Source organism: Virgibacillus sp. AGTR, from assembly GCF_016919725.2.
GTDB lineage: Bacteria > Bacillota > Bacilli > Bacillales > Amphibacillaceae > Virgibacillus > Virgibacillus salarius.
In genome coordinates this window covers 19,427-45,832 of the sequence record NZ_JAJERH010000034.1, presented here as the reverse complement: position 1 = coordinate 45,832, position 26,406 = coordinate 19,427, and the positions used below count along the sequence as shown (strand labels likewise).

The following is a 26,406-nucleotide window of genomic DNA, read 5'->3' as shown; positions in this document are numbered from 1 at the left end:
TACCAAATTATTGGCGAGTACCACTTTTTATTTTACTGGGTTTTGTCCCAGCCCCGTAGTCAAAATACGGAGAACCCTTGAAAAAGAAGAACACTTTTTCTGCGTGCAATGTCCACTGCCAAAGCCTTCCTTATCCTGCAGGAAAAGCACAAGCTTACGACCCTGTCCCGCAAGAAAGCGGTCTTTATATGGAAGAAGCTAAACCCATGACCGCGTTTGCTGAAATAATGAAAAAGCTTCGTTCACGTTGTCCTTGATATAATAAATCCCCCCTTCATAGTAGTACGGGAATTTTTATTATTTCTCAGTCTACTATAAAGGGAGCATATCAAAATCCTTCGGATTATGATGTCAATTTTCCCAGTCTCTCACTTCAAAGGATTATTTTAAATTTTTAATATTACTGGATATATTTATCTAGAAAGCTAGTTAGCTTATCTATATATCTTTCTTTATGCGTTACAAATGCTTCCCCATGTCCTGCATGATCAAAAGTAATCATATCTGCTTCGCTTTTCGTATTTTCATATAATTCCTTACTCATTTGGGTTGGAACAAATGTATCTCCATTTCCGTGAATATAGAGAATAGGAGTTTCCGACTTTTTTACTTGTTCTAAAGCAGAAGCTTCTTGCAAGCTATACCCTGCCTTTATTTTAGTAACGACACTAGTACTTGGGAGCATTGGAAAAGCTGGTAAGTGGAACATTCTTCCCATTTGATAATTAAACATATCATATACGCTTGTGTACGGACTATCTGCTACGATTGCCTTTACGTTATCCGGTAAATCTTCCCCACTTGCCATTAATACAGCAGCAGCTCCCATAGAAACACCGTGTAAAACAATTTCCGTATCCTCCCCTTGTTCTTCGATCACTTTATTTATCCAATCTAAATAATCTAATCGATCATGCCAGCCAAAACCAATGTAGTCACCATCACTATCGCCATGGCCTCTTAGATCAGCAGTGAACATATTATAGCCCAATTCCTCATAATAGTATTGACCAAACATTCCCATATCTGTAGCACGACCTAAATAACCATGAGCAAAGATAACTGTTTTAGTTGTCTCCTCTTCTGCTTTTAGGTAATAACCTTGTAATTGAAGACCATCATATGAAGTCATTTCCCAGTTTTCAAAATCCTGGTCACGAACCCAATCCCTCCAATCCCCCTGGAGCATTTCATCTAATGCCTCTGCCGAAACCTCCAAATCAGAATTGTCTTGAAGAAAGTCCTTCTCATTTCTAGCAATCGCTAAATTATAAAAATAAAAACTAGCTACCACATCTATTATTAGCAGGATCGCAAGCAGACCTAACCCGATACGTATCCATCGTTTTTTCTTCAAACTCACTCTCCCCCTTTTTTAGCCTCACCTTTTAATTATACAGGAGAACAAGCTAGTAGATAACCCTTTTTCACTGGTACTTGTTAACAGTAAGAGCTAAAGACAAAATTACCCTTAAAATCAACCCCGGTATGCGAAATCGTCAACGGGCCGTTTTTATCAAAAGCGTTTCCTTAAAAGCTATAAAAGGAACTGAGTTAACGTGATGAATAATTAAAAGGAAAGAACAAAAGCGCAAGCGTCTGATTAGAAACTAACGACTGGCGCGAGTCAACGGAGATAAATGAATCACGATGTGCTTGCGATCCGATAATGACTTAGATTAAGGCGATTCATGATGTCACCTCGTTTCTGGGCGCTGGAGCTGGACACAACTCAACACGCTCCTATTAATCCATATGGGCAAATTTTATATTTTTTTAGAATATAAAAAAGCTGTCGAGACTTTTCCCGACAGCTCCTTATAACACGACTGAACCCTACGCTCTTATTATAAAGGTTGCATATTACCATGGCTTTTAGATTAGATATAAAAGGAAGGAACCAAAGGAACCTAATAAAGTAGCTTATCAATTATTGAACGCTGCTTTCACTTCTTTAATTTGTTCAATATGTCGCTTTTCATGATACCCAACAAACGGAATATATTGTTCAAGGCTCAAATCTCCAAATGCTGGATGTGGATATGATTTCTCCCTAAGTGTTTTCTTATCCGCTGTCTCATTTAACTGCCTTAATCCTTGATGACTTGCAGCTAACTTCTGCTTCATTTCCTCTAATGTTACAAAATCTTCACTAGGTACTGCGAAATCAGGCGAATCAACTTTTACGGAACGATTAACTGTAAAATGAATTGGCTTTTCTGAAACATGTACCGTATCACCAGTAATGAGTTGTTGTTGTATTATTTTTGTAATTGCAACCTCCATAAGATATAGATGCTCCATGATTTGTTTTACTGACCATCTATCTGCTGAGGCTTTTTTATTTATTTCTTCATCTGTTAATCCGTTAACCTCTGATAAAAGACTTTCTCGTGCTTGTTCATTAATTTGCAACTGAATCAACCTCCCTTTATCGCTATCTTAAAGCAATACCCTTGAATTATTTTAATGAAACAATCCAGACTCCTTCGATTTTTCTTTCAGTTTATTTGTTTGACGATTTATAATTGGTTTTAAGAATGCACCCATGAATACAGCTGCTAGACCAAATATACATAGGAATAATATATCTCTCGTTGCTCGTTCCCAAACAATTCCGCCTACTGCTTCTCGCATCAGATCGATACCATACGTAAACGGCAAGAATGGATTAATTGCTTGGAAGAACTCTGGCAATAATACAACTGGATATGTTCCACCAGCACCAGCAATTTGTAGTACAAGTAGTACGATAACCATTGCTTTCCCAACATCACCAAAGACCGATACAAGTGTATAGATAATTAGCATAAAGATGGCACTAATGAGCAGTCCAAAAAGTATAAACCATATTGGATGTGCTACATCAACATGTAATAACAGCATATCTCCTGACGTAACAATTAGCGTCTGTAACAAACCAATTGTAATAAAGGTGAATAGCCGTCCAAAATACATTTCCCTTCCGGTGAGATTTTCTTGATGGTGAACATCTGCAGCTAATAGGGAAATTAATAATAGCCCCCCAACCCAAATGGCTAAAACTGTGTAAAAAGGCGTCATACCTGTACCGTAATTCGCAATTGGGAACAACTTATTCTCATTAAGCTGAACAGGCTCAGCAAAGAAGCCTCTCTCTGCCTCTGGATTATTCTGTAGTAGTTGGATAATCTCATTAATATCCGTTTCGCCTTGAATATCACGAATCCGATCTGCCAGTTCGTTCACTTTGCTATTTACATAAGGGTACTCATTTAATACCTCTTCTAATACTTTTTTCCCGTCACTTAAATTTCCTTCCGTACTAGACAAGATACGTTTAACCTCAGGTATGGTGTCCTTAATTTCTACCAAGATATTTCGTGCATCGGCTAAGGTGTTTTTAGCACGGTCAATCTCTGCCATAACAGTTGGCTCAATATTTTCTTTATAATCCTTTACAAAAGCATCAATATTCGTAGCGGTATTTGCCGATAGTTGCTGTAAGTCATTAATCGTCTGATCTACTTCTGTTTTCTTCTCGTTAATAAACGATTCTATTTCTTTATTCTTATCCTGTACAGCTACTAATCGGTCCCTGATAGCTGCTAATTGTTCTTGAGCCCTCTCAATCTGCTCGTTACTCGTTCCCTCTTCATTATTTTGTTTTTGTAATTCTTCCAGCGCTTGTTGTACGGTATCAATTGTTTTGATACTTTGATTAACCTGCTCATTTATTTGTTCCGTAAGCTGCGAACCATTACTAAAATCAATCCCTGCGTTTTGGATGTCTTGGATAAATTTATTTGTTTTATCTGCTATTTCTTGTACTCGATTTAAATCTTCTTCTATTTTCGGTGCCATTTCTTCTAATCGAGTTTCTGCCTTTTTAAGAAATGCTGTTGTATTATCGATGGTTTTCAATCCATCGTTTGTTACGCCTTCAGCCTTCGGCAACAGACCTTGAGCTTTATTTATGATAGCTTGAGCACTATTCGCATCTGTCATTGAATCATTTAATAAATCATGAATCTCTGGTAATTTTTCTTCCATATTAAAAATATACTGCTCAAATCGTTTAATGTCTGGTAAATCTTTTTCCAATTCAACGCCCAAATCATTAAATAAATCGAAGATTACACCATTAACTGTCGAAATAAATGTACTGCTAATTTGATCAACGATTACCGAGGCACCTTTTGATGTAATCTTAGGTGCAATAGCATTAATTTTTTCATTCACATAATATTCAATATCTGCCTTCTCTGGTTCATCCTCAACTACTGTTCCAAGCTTTTGAGAAAAATTCTTCGGTATAACGATAACAGCAAAGTAATTTCCATATTCCAGTTCATCCATGGCTGTTTCTCGATCGGTGAACTTCCAATCCATTGATTTATTTTCTTTAAGGTTTTCCACCAAATCATTACCTGCATGGATATCCTGATCTCGAACTGTTGCTCCTTCATCTTCATTTACAATACCTATTGGAATCTGGTCTGTTTGGCCATAGGGATCCCATGAAGCTTTAATATTCAACCATGCATATAGCGATGGTAATAAAATTAAGCCACCTATTAAGATGGCAGCGACCCAATTTGTACTAATATTTTTCATATCCTTCGAAAAAATCTTCCAGGTGTTTTTCATTTTCATCAACCTTCTATCTGTAAAATTAGTGAATGGACATTCACTTTACACGAAACGCGTGCCCAAAAGAATAGATAGCACAATCATAGTAACATCTATAGTTTTCATGAGGCGGGGACAAAGGTGTTTTAAATTAATAACGAACAACTAGCATGATGATTCGTGCAACGAAGCTGTTCTCTCTAGAAATCCACTTCGCTTTTTAGCGACTGATGAGCCTTTTCATGCTGATATAGTATGTGGTTTCACTAATACCCATTCCTCTCGTAGAAGTCCATTCCAATCCTCATTATGAAATAGCCTTTAGATACTTCTAAAAACGATCATGTATAATGCATGATTATAACAACCTAGAACCTGTAAATCCAGCTATTTAAATATATCATAATAATCATAATAATCTGAACTAATTTTTAAAACAGTTAGTTATATCGTATGAAATTTTCTCCATATCATACTCTTCTTTATTACAGTAAAAAGAAGATCGACTTTAAATGCCGACCCTCTTCCTTAAATATGTCTTCGCTCCATTAAATGGATACCTATACCTATCATAACAACGCCCATTAAAATTAAAATACTGATCGGATAGAGTAAATGCTGTATGGAGTAATTATAGACAACTGCCCCATTTAATATTTCCATTCCATATGTTAATGGATTAATCTTTGATAGTGCTATTAATGCATTTGACTCAACAATTTCGATTGGCCAATAAGCACCACCAATCATTGCCATACTAACAGCTATAATTGGTAGAATTGCATTAAACTGTTGAACATTTTTTACTAGTGCGGTAATCAATAGTGCTAATGCTATGACTGCAAAAACATATGGAATTATTAATAATAGTGTATCGTAGAATCTTCCATTAAAATTAACTCCAAATCCATATCGGAACAGTAAGAATATCACAAGCACCTGTAAATAACCCTCAAAGAAACTATATAGCATATTGGCAACATACATTTCCCACTTCTTAACCGGAGACAATATGATCCGATCCCATAATCCTTCGTTTTTCTCTGTTAATATTGGTAATACATTATAAGCAATTGTATAAATGACAAAGAATAAACTAAATCCAAACAATACTTGAAATGTCGGATTATACACAACAGCATCAGAACTCGTAAACCCCTTAGAATCAACAGTAAATACGGGATCATTCATAGACTCTTCCATGTCATAAAGCAATAAATCCTTTTGCTTATTACTAACCATATTGGCAGCATCCACTATATTTTGTTGCTGATAATAATGAATATATGCCTGACGAACCATATTTTCTACCATACGAACACGAACAGAGTCAACACCAACTATAACTTGATAATTTTCCTCTTTTAGAATTACACCTACTTCAGCTTTTCCGTTTTTAAGATGCTTCAACATTTCTTCCTTCTTCATTTCTTGAAGGTCAAAGGACGTAGATGCTTTTAATTCAGACATGATTGTAGTATCTCGCAAGTGTTCATCCACTATCGTTACTGGAACCCTAATTGCATTACTTCCTCCAGTTATCCCCATAATTAAGGCAAAACCAATAGACATGCCAGTGAAGATAAGGAAAGTCCATGGATTTCGAATAAATTGTCTAGCTTTCGCAAATAAAATACCAATCATACCGCTTCCCCCCTTTTAGGGAAAGTACTCGCTGCAATTAGAATCATTGCCATTCCAAATAAGCAAAGAAAAAGAATATTTGAACTTATCGCTGAAATATTGTCTCCTCTTAAAATGCTTAGATATGCTGACATTCCAGCACCATTTGGTGTTAAATTGCCAAGTGTCTGAATGAAAGTTGAATTATCTCCAATTGGATAAAAGCTTCCTCCCATCAAAGCCATAAGAGAAACAACAATACCAGAAAAGAAATTAGTTACGGTCTCAGAATGCAAACGATAGCTTATTGCGGTTAACAGAACTGCAATCCCTCCTACAGCAATAGAAAATGCAAACGTGACTAGCAGTAATGCCATGATATTGGGCCAACTAACTCCAAAGGTAATCCAAGCAAAACTGAATATAATTCCAAGATGTAAACATCCAAAAATCATACCTGACAGCAATATGCCAGTAAAATATACCCAACGAGACATATTTCCAATAATTATTCGGTTAAATACAAATATTCTTTTCTCCATAAAGGCAAGCGAACCAATTGTAGCAGCAATATATAACACAGTCATAACAGCCATTCCTATTGTATAATACCCCTTAGAGGTCACCGGATTTTTTTGATTAATCGATTGTTGATTATTATTCAATAGAGCTGTTTCTACAGCAAGCACTTGTTGGTCGATTTCCTTTTCTTGTAAAAATGAGGCTAGTGTATATTGTCGCTGTAGATCTTCCAGTAAACTACGAATAACACCTGCTCCAATTTGTTGCTGTTCATTTTCGTATAGTTGTAATTTAGGTTTATTTCCTTCCCCAAAAATTGTATACGACAAAAAATCGTGTGTGAATTTCCGAGGAATTTCAATAACAGCAGTATAGGTATTATCATCTAAAACCGCTTGTTTCTCGCTAAAAGGTACTTCTCTAACATCAATCACTCCCTTTAATTCATCATTCGTTAGAATTGATTTTAATGTTTGAATCGGCGCGATATTAGTTACATCGCTTTGTTCTACCTTTGTTCCTTTCGGATTGTCGATACTTGCTAAAAAGTTTTCCACTTGCTCGTTCTCAGGCTGATGCTCAATTAATGCTAATTTTACCTTTAAACCAGAACTATCACCATTCATCATACTGCCTAGCGCATTCCCTAATATCAGAATCAATATAATCGGTAAGCCAATAAGGAGTAATAACTGAACAGGATTTCTTATTAATAACAATGCTTGTTTTTTTATAATTTGACCTATCATATCCATATCCTCCTAATCTCGTAATGCTCTTCCGGTGAGATGGAGGAATACGTCCTCTAGTGTAGGTGTTTTAATAGCTACCGAACTTAATTCCAAGGATGCGTCCTCTGCCATTTTAATTAGAGTTGAGAAAATATTAACCTCTTTAGCTACCATTATCGTTATTTCTTTCTCTTCTACTTGAATGTTATTTACCAAAGGGTGCTCTTTTATTTCCTTTATAAACGCTTCATTCAGTCGGTCAGCTTTAATAGATATTGTCTTCTCCGCGGATAAAATTCGCTTGATATCATCCTTTGTACCAGAAGCAATTAAGTTTCCTTTATCCATAATATAAATGCGATCACATAAAAACTCTACTTCCTCCATATAGTGACTTGTATAAAGTACGGTAATATTTCGTTCTGCATTCAACCGTTTAACTGTCTCCAAAATGTAATTACGAGATTGGGGATCGATTCCAACGGTTGGTTCATCCATAATAATTAATTCTGGGTCATGTAATAGTGCTACACCAATATTTAATCTGCGTTTCATTCCTCCAGAATATTTCTTTACAATATCTTTCCTTCTATCTTTTAGACCAATAAGGTCTAATACTTCATCCATTCTTCTTTTTAATTCCGCTCCTTTTAATCGATAAATTCTTCCAAAGAATTGTAGGTTTTCTTCAGCAGTTAAATCGTTATATAGTGCAATTTCCTGTGGTACAATACCTGTTACCTTTCGAAGTTGAGCTGGCTTCTTTAGTATACTGTTATTATTAAATCGGACATCTCCTGCTGTTGGCTCAACCAATGATGACATCATGGATATAGCTGTCGATTTTCCTGCACCGTTTGGTCCAAGCAGTCCTATAATTTCCCCTTTTTCAATAAACATATTTAAATTTTTGACTGCATATTGCTGTTTAAATCTTTTGGTTAGATCTACTAATTCAAGCACCTGCATCTCCTCCCTTATCCTTAGTTTACGTGGATTGCCACAAATATCATACTATCTGAAGTCATGGATTATCTGGTAATTTATATGACGGAGGTCACCATGAAGTATTAGAAACATACTATCTAACACATTAAAAAACGTGCTATAGGATAAAGAATAGATATCCCTAAGCACGTTTTGATCTCCCTAAAACTTATTCTGTAATATCATGTTTAACTGCAAATATGGCCAGTTGGGTACGATCCCTCAACCCCGTTTTTTGTAAAATTTGCGTAAGGTAATTTTTAATTGTTCCAATAGATAGATGTAGCTCCAAAGCAATTTCTTTATTTGTTTTTCCTTCACCAATTAATCTGGTAATGCATAGTTCCCTTTCAGTTAAAGAAACATCTAATGATGCTTGCTCTTCACGGGAACGTCGGAGTAATTGTGGTACTACTTTTGCTGCTACCTCATCATGAAGTGTCATACCTCCATGCATACAGCTATATACAGAATCAATGAGCTTTGTTGATTCAGACGTTTTCAATAAAAATCCATTTGCGCCTTCCTTAAGAGCCTCCAATGCATACGTCTCATCATTAAATGTTGTTAATATAAGAATTTTTACATTTGGCCAATTTTGTTTGATGACTCTAGTAGCATCGATCCCATTCATGACAGGCATACGTACATCCATCATAATACAATCGATGAAATGCTTATGTAATATCTCTATTGCCTCTTTTCCATTACTTGCTTCATGTGTCACGCGAATCTGTTCATCCTGCTCAAGGATGACTTTCAGCCCTTGTCGCACCATAACCTGATCTTCAACTAATAGAACACGCCACATTTAATTTTCCCCTTTACTAAACAGGTATCATTCCAGAAACAATGAATTTCTTTTCTGTGCGATATATTTCCATACTCCCCTTAACTTCATCCACCCGTTTTTTCATATTTGTTAATCCAAACCCTTCAGTGAACGGTTCAGAGTCAAATACAGCATTACTAATTTCAAATGAAACAGCTCCAGTAGCTGCTTTTCCTAAGGTAACGTCGACTTCCCGTGACTGGGCATGTCGCATTGCATTTGTTAATGCTTCTTGAATAACACGGTATAGAACAACACTTTTTTGATTGGTTAACGGTATGGATAAGACACCCTGTTTCACTGTGAATTGAACAAGCATATGACTTTCTGCTTCTAATTTGCGAATTAAATGGACAACTGTAGAAATACCCTCATGCTCTTCTGTTTGTAATGCCGATACTGCCTGTCTAGTTTCCTCCAGACTTTTCATTGCCATCTCTTTTAAATCCTGATAATCTGCATCCTGATGTGTTATGGATAACATTTCTAATTTCATAATCAAAGCTGTTAATCGATGACCAACAGAATCATGCATATCTCTTGCAATTTTTGTTCTTTCCTCCAAGCGTGCATTTCGTTGTGCAGAAAGGTTTAAACGTTTCGATTTACGATATTCTCCCAATAATTGATCATACAACTCTCTTTGCTCGTGTCGCATCACCACGTGATGATTTAAAGATAAAATAAGAATGATACATAAAACAGTACTAATGATGATTTCAATGAAAAAATCTCCTAACGAGTACGCATAAAGAATGGACATGCTTCCATTAAATAATAGATAATAATATAAATTTTTTGTAGAGAGACGATAGCTCGCATCAATTGCCAACATTTGTAAATAAAGAATCGGTAGCAAAGATTCCATCATCACCCATCCATGGGATAACCCAATTACTGATAATATAAGATAATGAGTAAGCAGGGCTCGATTTAATGAAAGTAAACAGAATAAAGCAAAACTTATAGCAAACGCAAGAAGACTTACAGCAATGTTGGTACTATCCTGAACTATAAAAAGTACCCAAAAACCGCTGATGAAAGAACCTCTTATCCAAAAGTGCATCATTTTTCTACTCCAACCTTTTCCAAAGCTAAGCTCATATTTCAATAATTTTTTCCACCAACTTGCTTCTCTAGGGATTGTCTTTCTTTTCATGTCATACATTTTTTTACTTTTTAAGAATGCTTCTGCGATAAGAAGGATGACATTGTGTAAATGAATGAGTGAAACTTCAATCGATGTGGGTTTTGTTTACCCCTCACGGATTAATAGTATCTAAAGGGTACCTAAAGGCCTTTAAACCAATCGGACATTTACTGGCAGTCGATCATCCACCTTATCCATATTGGTTTTACTTTAATGCTTGAAGTGAGGGTCTTACTGCCAGTTATATGTGGGATAAATTAAAGATAACAAATATCTTTGCTTATTAGAACATATTTTTAATTTTCTTTTACTCGGAAATTTTTAATCATTACACCACCAAACACGACAGCATGACCACTAATCAGTATACTTCCACCGATTTTTTGTTCGTTAAGTGGATTAAATGGTAGGAGTTCTGCGAAAAATTCCTTTGGCAATGTATCCCAATCCGGTATACAGTACTCTAAGGCAGCCGTAAGCATACCAATATCTGTATATACCGTATATAAACTTTCTTTGGACATGAGATAAATCAAAAACAACGGAATAATTAGAATGATATTTGCTAAACAATACCTTTGTTTTGCTTTTGCCATGAGGGCATTTTTTGATAGAAGTGGCAACCATAATAAGATCGCTGCAAAAAATAATGCAAACAAATAAAAATAATTTAAATAATAGTCAACTTTTACATAATCAAAAATAGGGGGATGATGGTATAGATAAAACATCCCATAGAATAAGAACAAACTAATAAAAGGATTAGTCAACCAATACAATCCTTTTTGAACAGGTGCTATGGAAGGAATCTTTTCCAATATTCCTTTCTTAAACCCAACTATTAAGAGTGGAGGAACAACGAGTAAGAGCATAACTAATTGAATCATATGAAAGCTAAACGTAACTCTACCTAAAATATTTACAGGTGTCCCGAGAGCAATGAATAACCCGACTAACCCACTTATAAATAGGATTGTTTTTTTAATCGAATCCTCTTTTCCCTTAGGTAGCAAAAAAAGATAGATATTAATTAAAAACAATACGAGCAGTAAAATACCACCGTTCCATTTTGTCGTAAAATCAAATTGATTTAATATCACTTCCAAGCCATTCACCTTCTTTTTTATAGTCACTTACTAAAAGTATAAAACACTTACAGCATAAGGAACTATGACATATGTCACAAATTAATGAACAGTTCTACCAATCCTTATTTTGACGTAACAAGCTCCTGCACAGTATGCTATTTCAAAAATAAAAACATACTAAGATTAGTGGGTAAGGTCATCGACGAGTGATCTTACCCACTATTTCTTTTTTAAGTTATAGTGAGGAGTGAAAGAAAGCCCGATCAAAGCTTAGGGATTACGAATTCGAATAAAAAACAGGGCTTCTTCTTTCTACAATGATGATAGTTATCAAAAACAACTAAACGGCCTTAGCTCTATCGAATTTAGAGCTAAAACCGCTTAAGTCAGTTTTTATTATTTCCACTGTCTACTTGACAGGGGGCACCACTTCAAAAATTAATTATTGTTCGTTTTTTGATTAGAATCATTCATTTAGCACCTGAAATATGCGAGACTCCGACGGGAACAGCACGAGTCCGAAGATCCACTTGGTAAGCTCGTTTTCGATACCTACATCTTAATCATACGTATTGCTAACTGCATAGCTCACTATTCTCATGTTATTTGAATAGGCTGTTTTATTTCACTCCAATCTGCTTCTTTCAGTCATAATTTTACGTAGATGATACTTTCGTAATCCAAATTTCCCAATTCTCTCCTGTCCCTATCTGATAGGTTTTAGCAAATGAACCTTGGTTTAGTGCGATGCCTAATTTATCTAAGGAATTCACATACACCAATGGCTCTCCTAACCGACTTTTTGCAAATGACTGGCTAAATGTCATGCTATTTTTATAGACCTGTTGTGAATGATTCGTAATGGTAACATCGAGTACATCATCATATCTAATCCCCGCCTCAGCAAACAGTGTACGATTAATATTCGTCCACAGATTACCAAAACGGATGTCCAAGATGTCAATATGTCCTTTAACAATCTCCTCTTCTATTTTAGCTTCTGGCTTAGGCATACGAATAATCACATCAACATCTACTTTTGGGCCAACCTCCTCAAAATCTATGATTGCAGAAGCAAGCCTTGCTCCTGTGTAAACATAAACATCACGTCCGTGAAATGTATAAGAATGACCAGAACGTGGTAAACGATTTATTTTTTCATCAATAACACGTGCCTCAGCAATACCTAGATGTTCTTTAATATGGGTTAATGTACCATTATTTGGTGTCACAATGTATTTATTATCCATCGTCTTAACAACGACACTTAATCTATCTGTTCCAACACCAGGGTCTACAACAGATATAAATATGGTTGCTTCTGGCCAATATGTAATGGTTTGGTATAAGCGATAAGAAGCCTCCCAAATATTGTATGGTGGAATATCATGGGTTAGATCGAATATTCGTAACTCAGGGTCAACGGAAATAGCAACCCCATACATTGCACTTACAGCTCCGTCACCAATACCAAAATCTGTTTGTAATACTAAATGCTTACACATCTGAATCCCTCCATATTTAATTAAAGCAGAAACGCAGCGACTGGAGCAATCAACGAAGATAAAAGAATCACGGTGAGCTTGCGAGTCGATACTGATTTAGCTTAGGGCGATTCATGAAATCACCTCGCTTTTGGGCGCTCGAGCTGCACACACACATCCACATGGGCTAATTTTATAAATTCCTAGACTATAAAAAAACACGCCTCTATCAATTACTTGATAAGGACGTTTCATTACGTGGTATCACCTTATTTTAGCTGTACGCTCACACATACAGCTTCATAAAGTATAATATAAACTCATACTCTAGCGTTGTAACGAGTACCATACCTCGTTGATACCTACTAATTTACAATATAAAATACTTCAGCACACACACAGCTTCTTGGCCATTGTTCAAAATGGAATTTACTATTGATTTAAAGATTTAACATTTAGTATACGAAGCTGTAAAAAATATTTCAAGAAAATTATTAGAATTATCACATAAAATAAGGCAAATTACTCATTTTCTCCATTTAAATATACAAGCTTTCGTTTGATATGAAACCCTTTACTCCTACTTGTTACACAGGGCTTCACCCCTATTCATGCCCCAAAAATCAATAGGAAGTTTATACGTAATAGACAGAACTCTGTGAATTTTATACCATTTCCTAATAATTTCCACAATTTTTACACGGATTGTAGTATAATGGTGGGGACAGGACTTGCAGGGTGTAGAATGGAAGCTAAGCAAACTGCTTCTCTTTACTTGGCGACTGGTAATCCCCTAAGGGAAAGGGGCTGAAATTTGTGATTCCAATTGACAAGACGCTTGAGTTGATGTTTTCGTTCGCAACGCTTGTATTGTTGATTGTTAATAGCCGAGAAAACAAGTAATCACCCTGCCGACGGAGTTAACAAGGATTTGCTGTCCTTTGTAACGAAGTCGCCGCCCCTTGCGGATAACTGTCTGAGTCGCAAGTTGCCGCTTGCGACTCATTTGCGGTACCGTTCCCAGTTAAACAACCAATTTAATCCTATTACAAAACGATGAAAAATATTCATGATTCACACAAAGTACTTTTAAATATCTATTTACTTTTATTATACCCTATTTTTACATAGATAATCGACAAAAAACATGGATATTTGACTATCTACATCATAAATACGTTAATCATTAATATATGAAAGAATCACTCGCCATGCTTCTACTTTTCCTTCAAACGTTTTCGTATAGCGTCCTGGTATAGGGCTAGTGGATGGAAGTTTCAAAACAGTGACATGGGGTATGGTTTCTATTGAGAAATGCTTATGAAGTATGTCATAAGCCTTCCCACCGTTACAGGCTATTAGTTTAATGGAAGGGTGTTTAGCTATAAATCCAATAATGTCATTAGGAACCTCCTCCTTAATTGCTGCATCTAAGCTTCCTTTACGATAACATGTCGCAATTGTATCCCAAAGCGCAATACCATGCTGTTTACAAAAGATAATTTTATCCTCATATCTCTCCAAAAACGGTTCATTGAATAGTGTGAAAAGGATCTTCCAGAAGTGGTTACGAGGATTACCATAATATTGCTGCTTCTCTAACGATATACCTCCGGGCATCGATCCTAATATAAGTACATTCGGCCGCTTCGGTACGATTGGTTGAAATGATGTTAGCTGATTCTTTAGGTCCAATGACTACACTCCTTATTGTTTACTTTCTAGTATGCACATACAATACTTATCTAGATAAACGAAAAAACTAGTAGAAGACCTCATTATCATCCACTAGCTTTCTGATATATCATATATAGATATGGATGTACCATTACGAAAAAGTTTATGAAAACGGTTGATCGTTATCCAGCTACGCTTACATGAGAGCATTCTTCCTTACTACTTATCGACCTTGTCGCACATTAATTTATCAATTTTTTCTTCAATACGCGCTAATCGCTTTTGTTTTGTAACGTACATTTTAATACCTTTCACTAGAAGAAAAGCAATACTCAAAATTAGAACGAACATGAACAACTGTAGTAGCGCATCCCCCACATAAAATCCTCCGAGCATTAACATAGTCAATGAATTTCTCCTTCCTCATTTATTAAATGGAACTTCAAGTCCATTCACTGCTTGAACGATATAATTCAATTACTTCCTTTACTTTTTTCTTTTTCCGATCGTCCCACCATTCTAGTACTACATAAATATTGTTGATTTCTTCTAATGATATAGGTTTACCTTCATGATTAACAAGAGAATCACCTTTGGTTGAGCCAGTTCGCTCTTCTGAAATGTCAACCTTGCCATTTTTAACAGAGGCCTGAATAATATTATCTTTTTCATTAATAACCGCATGGACCTCTATATAAAATGTATCTGTTACATACTTCTCTTGCCCTTTCATATCTAAAGTTCCATTTCCTGCTCGAAATGTCTGATCTGTTAATTCAATCTCGTAGTTTTTTAATCTCCAATTCTCGCTTTCTCCCATTAAGGATAAATAAAAATTTGAATTTGATTTGCTTACATCACAGCCTATTAGAAATAATAATAATAGTATGACTGCTAAAGATAAAATTCGCATAGATGCACCTCTAATCTTATTTCAACTTCTTAACTTGACTTTTCTCTATTAAGAAAACCCTTATCCTGTATTTTTTTGACAATTTTTCGGTAGTATTTTACTAACTGTTTACCGAAGCTATCCTTCATATATAGAATGAACCAGAATAGTAAATATAAATGACCCATAATTAGTAGGATTGCTGTTATTTTTCCATTTGCCATTTGCGAGAAAATATAGGCTATTGGATTCACTTCCACAGGTCTTTCAACCGAATAAATAAAACTAATGAAAGGAATAGCGATAGTTAAAATAATGGTCGTATATGCAAAGGGTATCCATCTATCTCGAATATTACTAATAATTGCAGTTACTAAATTGAAAATAATAAAACTAAAATAAATAACCAAAAACCATGTCGGTAATGCTTCCAAATTACCTTCACTCCTTTATATAATAAATAACTTGTCTATTGACTACTACTAGATTCTTCCTTTATTCGATCTGATTGAACCTGTAACAAAAACAATTTTAAAGCATTCTTATTTAACCAATTTGTCCCCCACACATCACCATTAGCAAGCATTGTGCCTAACAGCCATATTCTGCGTATAGTGTAAATAGCGGAGCACTCTGAAGATCATCTTTAGTCAATTCTCTTTGTGAGAGGTATCCTTGTAGGAAGCTATCCCAGCATTCTTGTTCTTGACGCTTATCGTTATGTAATAAATTCCACCAAGAAACTGCGACATCATAAGATCTGTAGCCAATTGCAGTAAAATCAAAGTCAAATACTTCTAATTCTCCATTATTCAAATGATGATTATGAAAAGCTCCATGACAAAGACCTATTTCCAAATTTTTCTCAGCCAATTCCTCTTTTATTTCATTTACAACTTTACATAATAATGCCGCCGATTCACCACCAAGAAAATGCCTTATTACGGGGAGAAATCGAGTTATCGGTTTATTTAGTAAATCCTCTTAATAATGTATCGTCTTTATTTAACATCGGTTTGGATAATTTAAATCGGCTACTATATAATGTTGCAAGACATCTAGTTCAAACTGAATGGCGGGCTTATCCCTCCACTGATGACGATAAACGCGATATACATATGTCCCTTCATCTCCCTTAACGATGTAGGAGGTCATTCAAACCGCTCGTTAACAAAACACAGTAATGTAAATCTTTAATCGGATAGTTTCTCAAGATTACTTCCTCTATTGATGCTTCATCGATTAGCGTATGTTTGATGTGAAGTTTTGCCATGTATGTACCCCCTATCTGTTGTAAAAGGGCGCTCATTCATAATTCCATTAGTTATCTATTTCTCCTTTTTCAACCTATACCCGAGCGTAACGTAATTGAAGCGATCTGTATACATCTAAGATTAACATTTTTTACTGCTTATTTTCATAATTGTACCAAAATTATTGTTGTTTTGTTATGATGATAGAAATCTGAATGCCAGGAAAAATGATGAATCTATCGCTTTTAATATCCTAGCCTCTTTACCGTTATTCTTAATCGATCTATGGAACTTCAAGTCGCCAGTTTGGTATAGAGTTATTCGCCTCTGTTTTTATTCCTTTGCTACTTATTATAGTTGGCTTTAAGCTTAATGTCATGCCCGTTATCCATTAACTTAAAGAGCAATTATAGTCTGGATGCTATGAAGTAGCGTCATTTCTGATCGTCAAAAACGCCATTATAGGACTAAGTTTTCTGATCAAAGAGACTGGTACAAAACACAACTTCTTTACTCAAAATACGAATAATCATATTATTAATAGGAGTATCATCGCCGCATCGTGAAACTATACGCGCTTTCCGCGGGCACAGCCAAGGGTTTTCAAAAACATTTAGAAAAACTGAGCAAAATTCGCTCAGTCCTTATCACTAAATGTTCAGATTTACGCTTCCTCTAGTAGCTATTATGGAATAATAGCTACTGCTTGACCACCACTCCGGCTGCCCACTTCCCTTTCCGTGGGGTTTGTCCTTCAGCTAACTTTTTTTAGCAAAACCCGCTCAAAAAAAGTGGATCTTCAGGTCAAACATTTCCCACAGGAGTTGAAGTGGCCGCCCTTCGCTATTATCAGGCTCTACAACGCTAGCATGAAGTAACACAGCTGCTTTTATACTCACGGATAGCGATTTTCACTTTACCCATTGTAAAAAAAGTCAACCTATTTCTTATGACAAGAATTGTTGCACCTTCTCATAGCGGAGACTAATTACGTAGACTCCTGCGGGATTAGCGCGAGCCGAAAATCCACTTTGCAACGTGTTCTTCTTTGCAAAGTTAGTTGAGGCCGTGCCCACGGAAGCGAAGTAATTAGTCGGAGCATTGCCAATAGACATCAAACATTTCAAAATAACTACTTGGCTTAACGCAGTCATTGCACTGATTTTATACTTTCTTAACTTTTAAAAAAAATGAAGCTGCGCCAAAAGGGCAGCTTCATATCTAAAAAATCATACTTCTCATGAACAATGACTATCAAAGCCTTTCTTCTATCTAACCCCTCAGAAAGTCAATAAAGTGAAACGTGGGGTTATTACTGCCAGTTATTCATCACTAATATGAGACAGATTCACCTTTCGGATTCCCTTTCTGTGGTTAATTTCGCTCTATCCTCTGCAGGTGTTGTCCCTTTAATAAAGAATGCTAGAACCAGGCCAAACAAGGATAAACCGGTAGCTACATAAAAGGAAATGTTTACCCCATGAATTTGTTCTAATGCGGAAGCACTTTCTCCACTATTCAATGCGGTAGCTGTCATTATTGTAATTAACAATGCGGTGCCGATGGAAGCAGCTACTTGACGCATTGTATTTGTCATTGCAGAACCATGTGGGATTAAACGATGTGATAGTTGATTTAATCCCGCTGTAGTAGAAGGCATCATGATCATCGATATTCCAAACATTCGAATGGCAAAAACAATTGTTAAATAAGGTAACGAAGTATCTGGTGTCAGTCTCGTATATAAAAAGGATGTTATGGTTAGAAGTAATAATCCGATAATAACCAAATATCTTGCACCGAACCGATCAAAGATCCTCCCATTAATTGGTGACATAATTCCCATAAGAAGGGCACCAGGTAAGATCATCAGCCCTGATTCAAAAGCTGAGTACCCAGCCATGTTTTGCATATAGATAGGGAGAATCGTTTCAGCTGCAATTAAACCAATAAAACCAATCATGCCAATAATCATCGTGATTGTAAATAGCTTATTTTTAAACACGCGAAACTCTAATATTGGCTGTGCCAAGGTAAACTGCCGAGTAATAAAAATAACTAATGAAATTGTTCCTACCAGCAATGACAAAATAACTACACTATCTGACCAGCCAGTGTTTCCTGCACTACTGAATCCATAAAGAATACCTCCGAATCCTAACGTTGAAACTATAATAGATAGGATATCAACCTTAGGAAAGGTCCGTTTCGTTATATTTTTCATTACAAAATAAGCGACAATTACATCAATGACAGCTAATGGCAATACAATATAAAATAGAGATCGCCACGGAAATTGCTCCACTAGCCAGCCTGAGACAACCGGCCCTAATGCAGGAGCGAAACCAATAACTAATCCTACAGTACCCATTGCAGTTCCTCTCTTCTCGATAGGGAAGATAAGTAGAAAAATTGTCATCATTAATGGCATCATAATACCTGCTCCTGCTGCCTGAACAACTCTTCCTGTCATAAGTATGAAAAAATTTGGTGAGATTGCACATATGAATGTGCCGATTGCAAAGGTGCTCATTGCTGTAATAAATAAACGCCTCGTTGTAAATGTTTCGATTAGAAAAGCGGTAATGGGTATCATAATTCCATTAACTAACATAAAAATCGTTGTAACCCATTGTGCCGTATTTTCTGTTAATTCTAAGTCCTCCATTATATGAGGGATTGCCGTCGCTAACAGTGTTTGGTTTAAAATTGCTAAAAAAGCACCTGTGATAAGCACAATAACGATCGGCAATTTATTTATTTCTTCCATATTTTCTATGTTTTTCTGCTTCAATCCGTATTCCCCCTTTTCCTATTAAAATTGCAGGATTAGTTGAGCATCATCCTTGTTGACGGCCGAATTCCACATGAAAAAGTACCTTCCATTCTAACAGATTTCTCGTTTTTTACAATAAAGGAGAACTGGTGAGCTACCATTACTACGGTAAAACAAGTATCTTACACCAATTTTCACGCGAGATATGGACTACACTCTATAATAAAAAATGACCAATGAAACCCCTTGCCGGACTTTCATCGGTCATTTTCGTACACCTTTTTTAGTATGGCGTAGTTTTGAAGATGTTACGCTTCTTGTTCTTTTAAAATAACTGCTTTGCTTTCTTTTCGATGAGGGATCATGTTAAATAGAATATTTAACAAAATAGCTGTTACACTTCCAGCTACAATACCATTACTTGTTAGGATTTGAATACTATCTGGTAGTTTAGCAAATAATTCAGGAACAACTGTTACCCCTAATCCCATACCCACGGAGCAAGCAATAATCATTGCATTTTCCGATGACTCGGTAATTACTGAACCTAGCATTTTAATCCCTTGAGATATTACCATACCAAACATAGCAATCATTGCTCCACCTAATACTGCCGATGGAATGATTGTCGTTAATGCAGCAATTTTTGGGATGAAACCAAGAATAATTAACATGGTTCCAGTAATCATAATGACGTTTTTCTTCTTAACACCTGTTATTTGCATTAGCCCTACATTTTGTGAAAAAGCAGTATATGGGAAAGCATTAAATATACCCCCTAATAGAATAGCTAATCCTTCCGCTCGATATCCTTTTGCAAGATCTTTCCCTTTTAATTTACGTTCAGTCATATCCCCTAACGCAAAATAAACTCCTGTTGATTCTACCAATGAGACAATAGCGACAAGTATCATCGTAAGAATGGCTGACCATTCAAAAGTCGGAATACCAAAATAAAATGGATGAGGCATATGAAAATAGGATGCTTCTGCAACAGATTGTAAATCAACCTTCCCTAAAAAAGAAGCAACGATGGTTCCCGCGATTAATCCTAATAAAATAGCGATAGATTGAATGAATCCTTTTGTGAATCGATATAGAAGAATAATAAACAATAATGTACCAAAAGATAAGGAAATATTCACTAAGGAGCCAAAATCACTTGCTCCTTCTCCACCTCCCATATTATTTATAGCTACAGGAATAAGTGTTATCCCTATAATCGTCACAACAGAACCGGTAACCACTGGCGGGAAGAAACGTACTAAGCCACCAAAAACTCCGCTAATTAAAATCACGACTAATCCAGACACTAAGATAGCACCATAAATAGCAGAAACACCAAACTGCCCACCGATTGCAATCATAGGTCCTACGGCAGTAAACGTACAGCCTAGCACGACAGGAAGACCAATTCCAAAAAAGCGATTATTGAGTACCTGTAGTATTGTTGCAATACCACACATTAAAATATCAATTGCAACAAGATAGGTTAACTGCTCAGAAGTTAGTCCAAGTGCGTCGCCAACAATAAGCGGAACTAAAATAGCCCCTGCATACATAGCTAACAGGTGTTGAAAGCCTAGAGCTGCATTCTTCATATGCACGTTTCCTCCTTCTTAAATGTCACGTTGCCATCAGATAATTTAGCGATATTTGCGAGAGTCTCAACGTGATATCCTTGTTGGCGAATTTTTTTGCCGCCTTCTTGGAAACCTTTTTCTATAACTATTCCTATTCCAGCAATTCGAGCCTTTGCCTGCTTTAAAATATCAATCATACCAAATACTGCTTGTCCATTTGCCAAGAAATCATCCATGATTAAAACCGTATCTTCACTTGAAATAAAATCCTGAGAGATCGAAATCTCATTTGATTCTTTTTTCGTAAAGGAATATACTTCTGCCGAATACAAATGATCCGTTAACGTTAATGATTTTCTTTTTCGAGCAAATACAACTGGCACATCTAGTGTTAATCCAGTCATTACAGCTGGTGCAATCCCAGAGGATTCCAATGTTAAAATTTTGGTGATATCGAAACCTTTGAAGCGCTGAGCAAATTCTTTGCCAATTTCCTGCATAAGCACGGGGTCTATTTGATGATTTAAGAAAGAATCAACCTTTAATACAGTGTCTGATAAGACTTTCCCTTCTGATAAGATTTTTTGCTTTAAAACGTCCATGTATATCTTCCTTTCTAGCAAATGGTGTAAGATTCAAATTTTGTACAAATTATTGTTGGTTAGTCCGTAGCCAGAATACGCAAACGCTGCCCATCATAAACTTCACACTGAACAAGATTACATGACACATAGGAAATATGTGTGTATATTCAAGGAATCTACGTGTATCATAGCTTAGCGCATATGTCTTATTCTTACTTCGTTAAACACAACAAACCTATAGAAACCAGCCAAAGAACAAAAGCGCAAACGCCCGAATAGAAACGTAGCAACTGGAGCGATTTAACAGAGATAAAGGAATCACGGTGTGCTTGCGAGCCGATGATGACTTAGATTAAGGCAATTCGTGAAGTCACCTAGTTACTGGGCACTGGAGCTGGTCGGGACGCAGCTCCACACGCACCTATTTATCCATAGGCTCAAATTTTATAATTTCCTAGACTACAAAAAAGTCCGAGACCCATTTCCGTGTTGACCATGAACGGAACTGGTTCTCGAACTATAAAATGTCGAAAAAACGATAAGACCAATGTTTAAAGAACAAAGTCTAATCATTCCAGTAGTTTTTCATAGTCGGTTTATTTACGGTAAACCGGTAGAAACTTGCAGGCCTTATTCCTGCTATTATATGAAAATAGGAATATTTGAATGTATTTAGTATAGCATGTGACTATGAATAAACAACCCCTAATCTAATATAACTAAGATTCCAATAATTTTGATAGGGTAATCATTTCCATTCTAGAAATTCAATTCTGTTACCAAATGGATCAGACAAATAAAAACGATTTGCCCCAGGTAATCGACTATCATGAATCACAGGTATGCCATTTGTTGAAAGGTGGTTGCTCAACGCCTCTAAATTCGTTAAAGAAATGGCGGGATGTGCTTTACGAGCTGGTGAAAATGCTTCGTCTATTCCAATATGCAGCTGCACATCACCTGCTTGGAACCAAACTCCTCCGTTTCCCTGAAGTGTATCTGGTTTTTCTAGAATACGAAACCCTAGAATGCCGTGATAAAATGCAATTGCTTCTTGTTCACAATTACGAGGTGCGGCCAATTGCACATGATCTATTTTTACGTATTGAAAAGTCATAGTATCCCTCCCAATTTCTAGCATACATCATGGGTGAATTAAAAGATAATACGGATGACAAATCGACTTGTATCGTATTTTTTTATCTAGGTAAGTCACTATCATTTCATAATTGCTGTATAACATATATGATGGATGAGTAACCACTGAGCGAAGGAGTTTTAGCATGAATCATTTTATTAACGGATTTTTTAAACGGATTAAGTACAATGGTAGTACTCATATAAGCTTCAACGACATACCCACTCTTATGTTTCAATTTGCTAAACATATTCCATTTGAGAATTTAGATGTCATAAATAATGAGAGAAGCCAAGTCAGTAAACATACGTTGCAGCAGAAATTATTAGATAATCCCCGAGGCGGGCTATGCTATGAGTTAAATCCATTATTTTACTATGTTCTCCGAGAAGTGGGGTATAACGTAAAAATGATAGCTGCATCCATTATCGTTCCAAAAAACGGACTACAAGGTACACATATCTCTACTATTTTAACGTATGATGAGAGAACCTACATTGTTGATGTAGGGTTTGGATCACATTTAGCGTTACAACCTATTCCGTTAACAGGGGAAACGATCTCCTCGAGAACTGGTAACTATCGGATCGTCGAACAGCATGATGATAAAGCCATCTACGCATTAGAAAAAATAACCAATGGAAAAATCGAAGCCAGCTATACCTTCACGCTTGATGCAGTTGATGAAGAATATCTTACGAAAGTGAAAGAAATCATAACGAAGGATGAACGATCACCGTTTAACCGTTCCATATTAGTAACGAAATTAACAGAAGAAGGACATATTACATTAACGAAAGATACAATTACAGAAATCAGACAGGGAATAAAGAACAAGCAAGAAATAAACCCAACTGTTTTTCAACAGCTTCTAGCGAATCGATTCGGCATACATGGAATGTGATGACATACCAAAAGACCAGTTTCATTCTACTGAAACTGGTCTAGTTTAATTATAAAATATAACAGGCCACATTTGCCGTATTTGTCATAAAAAGTTTTAAACCACCACTTCGCTAAGTGGGTGTTTGCAGAAACTGTCCTGCCTTCCGTTCTTTGACGGCACGGCATTTAAATTTCGATATAAAACTCCCTATTCCTACATTAGAGGTTAAAACTTAATTTAATACGTACAATGTAGCTTGTAATAACATTTTATATGTTATCTCGCTATTTTTCAATGGGAAATTATCCCTATTTTATATCAGATTTTTCAAAATAATTGCTCATACACTTCTGTCAATTCTTTTACTCTTCTGTCGTATTGAACCGATTTAGCATAAGCAATTTCATTTTCCAATACATCATTTAAATAAGTCATTTCCTCTTCACTTATTCTCTTAACAAAATCCAACTCATTTGCATAGTTGCCTCGTTCGAGCTTTCGAACGATTTGCCGACAAGTATCATTATTTATATAGTTAGATAACGATTCTCTTAAATAATCTAACGTATGATCGATCTTTCTCACCTCTTAGATTTTTGTATTCTTCTTTTTTGCTCGCTGTTCCAATTGAGATTTTGGACGTTGTTCTTGAGCATCCTCTGATAAACCTTGTGTATTTACACTACTTTGTACCTGCCGTTTACTATACTGATCTTTATCTTTAGCCAATTACAACACCTCCATTCATAGTGTTACATTTTTTTTCAAATTGTATGCTTCTATTCGTTACTATTTTCGCTCCATCCTTGATATTGTTCTCGTAAAGATCGCTTCAACACCTTTCCACTAGGATTCTTGGGTAGGTTCTCTGTAAATGCAATATATTTTGGAATTTTAAATGTAGATAGACGATCTTTACAATATGCTTCCACTATTTCCCTTGTTAAAACGCTATCTTTTTTTGGTACAATTATGGCGGACACAGCTTCAATCCAATACGGATCTGGTAAGCTTATAACAGCGACCTCTGATACACCATCCAATTGATATATCAATTCCTCTACTTCACGACTTGATACGTTTACGCCCCCAGTATTAATCATATCCTTCTTCCGGTCAATAATCGTTACATATCCTTCCTCATCCATGACACCTAGGTCACCGCTATGGAACCAGCCATTACGAAATGCTTCTTTTGTTTTATTAGGATCGTGCAAATATCCGACCATTGCATGCGGCGTCCGATGAACAATTTCGCCAATTTCTCCTCGAGCCACTTCTTGATCGTTCTCATCAACTATTTTCGTTTGTACATTTAATGACGGTAATCCTGCTGAACCAAGCTTACGTAGTTGGTCTTCTGGTTGCAAGACTGTTGCTAAGGGAGCTACCTCTGTCTGACCGTATAAATTCCAAAGTCTCGCATGAGGTAAGCGTTCGGATAATTCTCTTAGAATCTCTTTTGGCATAATAGCAGCTCCATAATAGCATTTCTGTAATGTGGATAAATCACGCTTATTAAAATCAGGATGTCTTAGTAGTGCTATCCAAACAGTTGGTGGGCAAAAAAGCTGCGTTGCCCCTGATTCCTCAACTGTTTTTAAAATTTTTTCAGGGCTAGCTTTATCAAGTACCACGCCGCTACAGCCTGCATAAATACTTGGACCTAAAAACACATGAAGCTGTGCACTATGATAGAGTGGCAGTGCATGAATAAAAACGTCATCTGCTTCCACTTTCCCATCAACGATACAGCTTACATATTCACTGACAATGCTTTTATGTGTAAGCATAACACCCTTTGGTCGTGATTCTGTTCCACTTGTATAAAGCACATGGCAGAGATCCTCATCATAAACTTCATTTTCAACTCTAGATATAGGCTGTCCTATCCTTATTTCATTAAATGCTTTCCATCCTTCTCTCATCACATGAACAGCACCCAATTGGTACTTAATTTGAATATGCAATTGCTCTGAAGCCTGATCGAGTAAATCTACATATTCATCTGAAGCAATCAAACCTATAGATCCTGCATGTTCTAGAATATACGAAACATCTTCTTTACCTAGCATATAATTAATTGGAATGAAAACAGCACCGACTCGCGCAAGAGCAAAGTTTACTACAATAAAGTCTAAGCTGTTTTTTGACATTAATGTAATCATGTCGCCTTTCTTCATACCATCAGCGATAAAAGCATGAGCTGTTTGATTAACTATATTATCTAATTCCTGATAAGTTACTTCCTTACCTTTGTAAGTGATCGCTATTTTAGCTGGGAATCGATCTGTGGTTCGCGCAAGTATATCCCCCAGCGTATTTCTTCTCGCCTGCTGTATAATTTTCCCTAGTCCATCATGCACATTTGTTTGTGTTCTCATTATCCCACTCCTCAAATGGTAAAATGATGAATGTTCCACTAGCTGAATATTCTTTTTTTTATTTTAATTCAGATAATTACTAAAAGCAAGCTAACATATATGCGAACTACCAGTCCAATTTACCCTTTTATACGGGCTAGTAGTTCGTTATGAAAAACACTACTTCCAGTTATACGTGGGATAACAAAAGCGCCAGCGGCCGATT

At 36.2% G+C, this 26,406-nt stretch carries 24 protein-coding genes, 1 other RNA gene and 1 riboswitch; of the genes, 1 reads left to right on the top strand and 24 read right to left on the bottom strand.

The genetic code is table 11. The annotated features are described in order from the left end of the window. Positions 1-400 precede the first annotated feature (400 nt). The 20 genes from JUJ52_RS13290 to JUJ52_RS13195 form a co-directional block, all read right to left on the bottom strand. On the bottom strand, positions 401-1,357 hold the full coding sequence (locus JUJ52_RS13290) for an alpha/beta hydrolase (RefSeq protein ID WP_026679952.1): 957 nt from the start codon (positions 1,355-1,357) through the stop codon (positions 401-403). A gap of 569 nt (positions 1,358-1,926) precedes the next feature. Further along, on the bottom strand, positions 1,927-2,415 hold the full coding sequence (locus tag JUJ52_RS13285; RefSeq protein WP_051388248.1) for a DinB family protein: 489 nt from the start codon (positions 2,413-2,415) through the stop codon (positions 1,927-1,929). Between the two features lie 51 nt (positions 2,416-2,466). After that, the gene (locus tag JUJ52_RS13280) at positions 2,467-4,629 is read right to left on the bottom strand and encodes a YhgE/Pip domain-containing protein (protein WP_026679954.1); all 2,163 of its coding nucleotides are present in this window, start codon (positions 4,627-4,629) and stop codon (positions 2,467-2,469) included. A 510-nt stretch (positions 4,630-5,139) separates the two neighbouring features. Beyond that, entirely contained in the window at positions 5,140-6,255 is a 1,116-nt protein-coding gene (locus tag JUJ52_RS13275; protein WP_026679955.1) for an ABC transporter permease, read from the bottom strand. After that, entirely contained in the window at positions 6,252-7,505 is a 1,254-nt protein-coding gene (locus JUJ52_RS13270) for an ABC transporter permease (RefSeq protein WP_205388381.1), read from the bottom strand. The genes JUJ52_RS13275 and JUJ52_RS13270 overlap by 4 nt, the downstream gene beginning before the upstream one ends. A 12-nt stretch (positions 7,506-7,517) precedes the next feature. After that, positions 7,518-8,450 carry an ABC transporter ATP-binding protein gene (locus tag JUJ52_RS13265; protein ID WP_026679957.1) on the bottom strand — a complete coding sequence of 311 codons (933 nt, stop codon included), beginning with the start codon at positions 8,448-8,450 and terminating at the stop codon, positions 7,518-7,520. Positions 8,451-8,643: 193 nt separating this feature from the next. Further along, positions 8,644-9,285 (bottom strand): response regulator, encoded by a 642-nt coding sequence (locus tag JUJ52_RS13260; RefSeq protein ID WP_166529813.1) that lies wholly within the window; start codon positions 9,283-9,285, stop codon positions 8,644-8,646. A gap of 16 nt (positions 9,286-9,301) precedes the next feature. Continuing rightward, positions 9,302-10,174, bottom strand: coding sequence for a sensor histidine kinase (locus JUJ52_RS13255; RefSeq protein ID WP_228088995.1), 873 nt, complete (start codon positions 10,172-10,174; stop codon positions 9,302-9,304). A 578-nt stretch (positions 10,175-10,752) separates the two neighbouring features. Then, positions 10,753-11,556, bottom strand: a complete 804-nt coding sequence (locus JUJ52_RS13250; protein ID WP_228088996.1) for a cytochrome c oxidase assembly protein — start codon at positions 11,554-11,556, stop codon at positions 10,753-10,755. Positions 11,557-12,200: 644 nt separating this feature from the next. Further along, positions 12,201-13,049 (bottom strand): SAM hydrolase/SAM-dependent halogenase family protein, encoded by an 849-nt coding sequence (locus JUJ52_RS13245; RefSeq protein ID WP_205388380.1) that lies wholly within the window; start codon positions 13,047-13,049, stop codon positions 12,201-12,203. Between the two features lie 1,158 nt (positions 13,050-14,207). Then, a complete protein-coding gene (locus JUJ52_RS13240; protein WP_121604814.1) occupies positions 14,208-14,723 on the bottom strand; it encodes a DNA-deoxyinosine glycosylase in 516 nt (171 codons plus the stop codon). 201 nt (positions 14,724-14,924) lie between these two features. Continuing rightward, positions 14,925-15,113 (bottom strand): DUF4083 domain-containing protein, encoded by a 189-nt coding sequence (locus tag JUJ52_RS13235; protein WP_121604813.1) that lies wholly within the window; start codon positions 15,111-15,113, stop codon positions 14,925-14,927. A gap of 34 nt (positions 15,114-15,147) precedes the next feature. Continuing rightward, a complete protein-coding gene (locus JUJ52_RS13230) occupies positions 15,148-15,618 on the bottom strand; it encodes a hypothetical protein (RefSeq protein WP_121604812.1) in 471 nt (156 codons plus the stop codon). A 29-nt stretch (positions 15,619-15,647) separates the two neighbouring features. Then, complete coding sequence (locus tag JUJ52_RS13225; protein WP_205388379.1) at positions 15,648-16,031, bottom strand: hypothetical protein; 384 nt, start codon at positions 16,029-16,031, stop codon at positions 15,648-15,650. A gap of 157 nt (positions 16,032-16,188) precedes the next feature. Beyond that, a complete protein-coding gene (locus JUJ52_RS13220) occupies positions 16,189-16,482 on the bottom strand; it encodes a phosphotransferase (RefSeq protein WP_374488602.1) in 294 nt (97 codons plus the stop codon). 250 nt (positions 16,483-16,732) lie between these two features. Continuing rightward, the gene (locus JUJ52_RS13215; protein ID WP_161629260.1) at positions 16,733-16,870 is read right to left on the bottom strand and encodes a hypothetical protein; all 138 of its coding nucleotides are present in this window, start codon (positions 16,868-16,870) and stop codon (positions 16,733-16,735) included. A 1,328-nt stretch (positions 16,871-18,198) separates the two neighbouring features. Next, positions 18,199-19,620: an MDR family MFS transporter gene (locus tag JUJ52_RS13210; protein ID WP_121605871.1), complete on the bottom strand. Its 1,422-nt coding sequence runs from the start codon at positions 19,618-19,620 to the stop codon at positions 18,199-18,201. A 314-nt stretch (positions 19,621-19,934) separates the two neighbouring features. Next, entirely contained in the window at positions 19,935-21,227 is a 1,293-nt protein-coding gene (locus tag JUJ52_RS13205) for a nucleobase:cation symporter-2 family protein (RefSeq protein WP_026682700.1), read from the bottom strand. Continuing rightward, positions 21,224-21,811: a xanthine phosphoribosyltransferase gene (locus JUJ52_RS13200; RefSeq protein WP_205388377.1), complete on the bottom strand. Its 588-nt coding sequence runs from the start codon at positions 21,809-21,811 to the stop codon at positions 21,224-21,226. The genes JUJ52_RS13205 and JUJ52_RS13200 overlap by 4 nt, the downstream gene beginning before the upstream one ends. 550 nt (positions 21,812-22,361) lie before the next feature. After that, positions 22,362-22,463: riboswitch (purine riboswitch) on the bottom strand. A gap of 78 nt (positions 22,464-22,541) precedes the next feature. Continuing rightward, a complete protein-coding gene (locus JUJ52_RS13195) occupies positions 22,542-22,910 on the bottom strand; it encodes a VOC family protein (RefSeq protein ID WP_026682698.1) in 369 nt (122 codons plus the stop codon). Between the two features lie 166 nt (positions 22,911-23,076). On the opposite strand from JUJ52_RS13195, the gene JUJ52_RS13190 reads away from it, so the two are divergent. After that, complete coding sequence (locus JUJ52_RS13190; RefSeq protein WP_051388440.1) at positions 23,077-23,835, top strand: arylamine N-acetyltransferase family protein; 759 nt, start codon at positions 23,077-23,079, stop codon at positions 23,833-23,835. A gap of 59 nt (positions 23,836-23,894) precedes the next feature. On the opposite strand, the gene ssrS is transcribed toward JUJ52_RS13190, so the two are convergent. From ssrS to JUJ52_RS13170, 4 genes are all read right to left on the bottom strand, one after another. After that, a non-coding RNA gene (gene ssrS / locus JUJ52_RS13185) (6S RNA) lies at positions 23,895-24,078 on the bottom strand. Positions 24,079-24,144: 66 nt separating this feature from the next. Next, complete coding sequence (locus JUJ52_RS13180; RefSeq protein ID WP_371413948.1) at positions 24,145-24,402, bottom strand: sporulation protein; 258 nt, start codon at positions 24,400-24,402, stop codon at positions 24,145-24,147. Between the two features lie 3 nt (positions 24,403-24,405). Beyond that, entirely contained in the window at positions 24,406-24,546 is a 141-nt protein-coding gene (gene sspL / locus JUJ52_RS13175) for a small, acid-soluble spore protein L (RefSeq protein WP_205388376.1), read from the bottom strand. A 50-nt stretch (positions 24,547-24,596) separates the two neighbouring features. Continuing rightward, on the bottom strand, positions 24,597-26,201 hold the full coding sequence (locus tag JUJ52_RS13170) for a fatty acyl-CoA synthetase (RefSeq protein ID WP_205388375.1): 1,605 nt from the start codon (positions 26,199-26,201) through the stop codon (positions 24,597-24,599). Positions 26,202-26,406 lie beyond the last annotated feature (205 nt).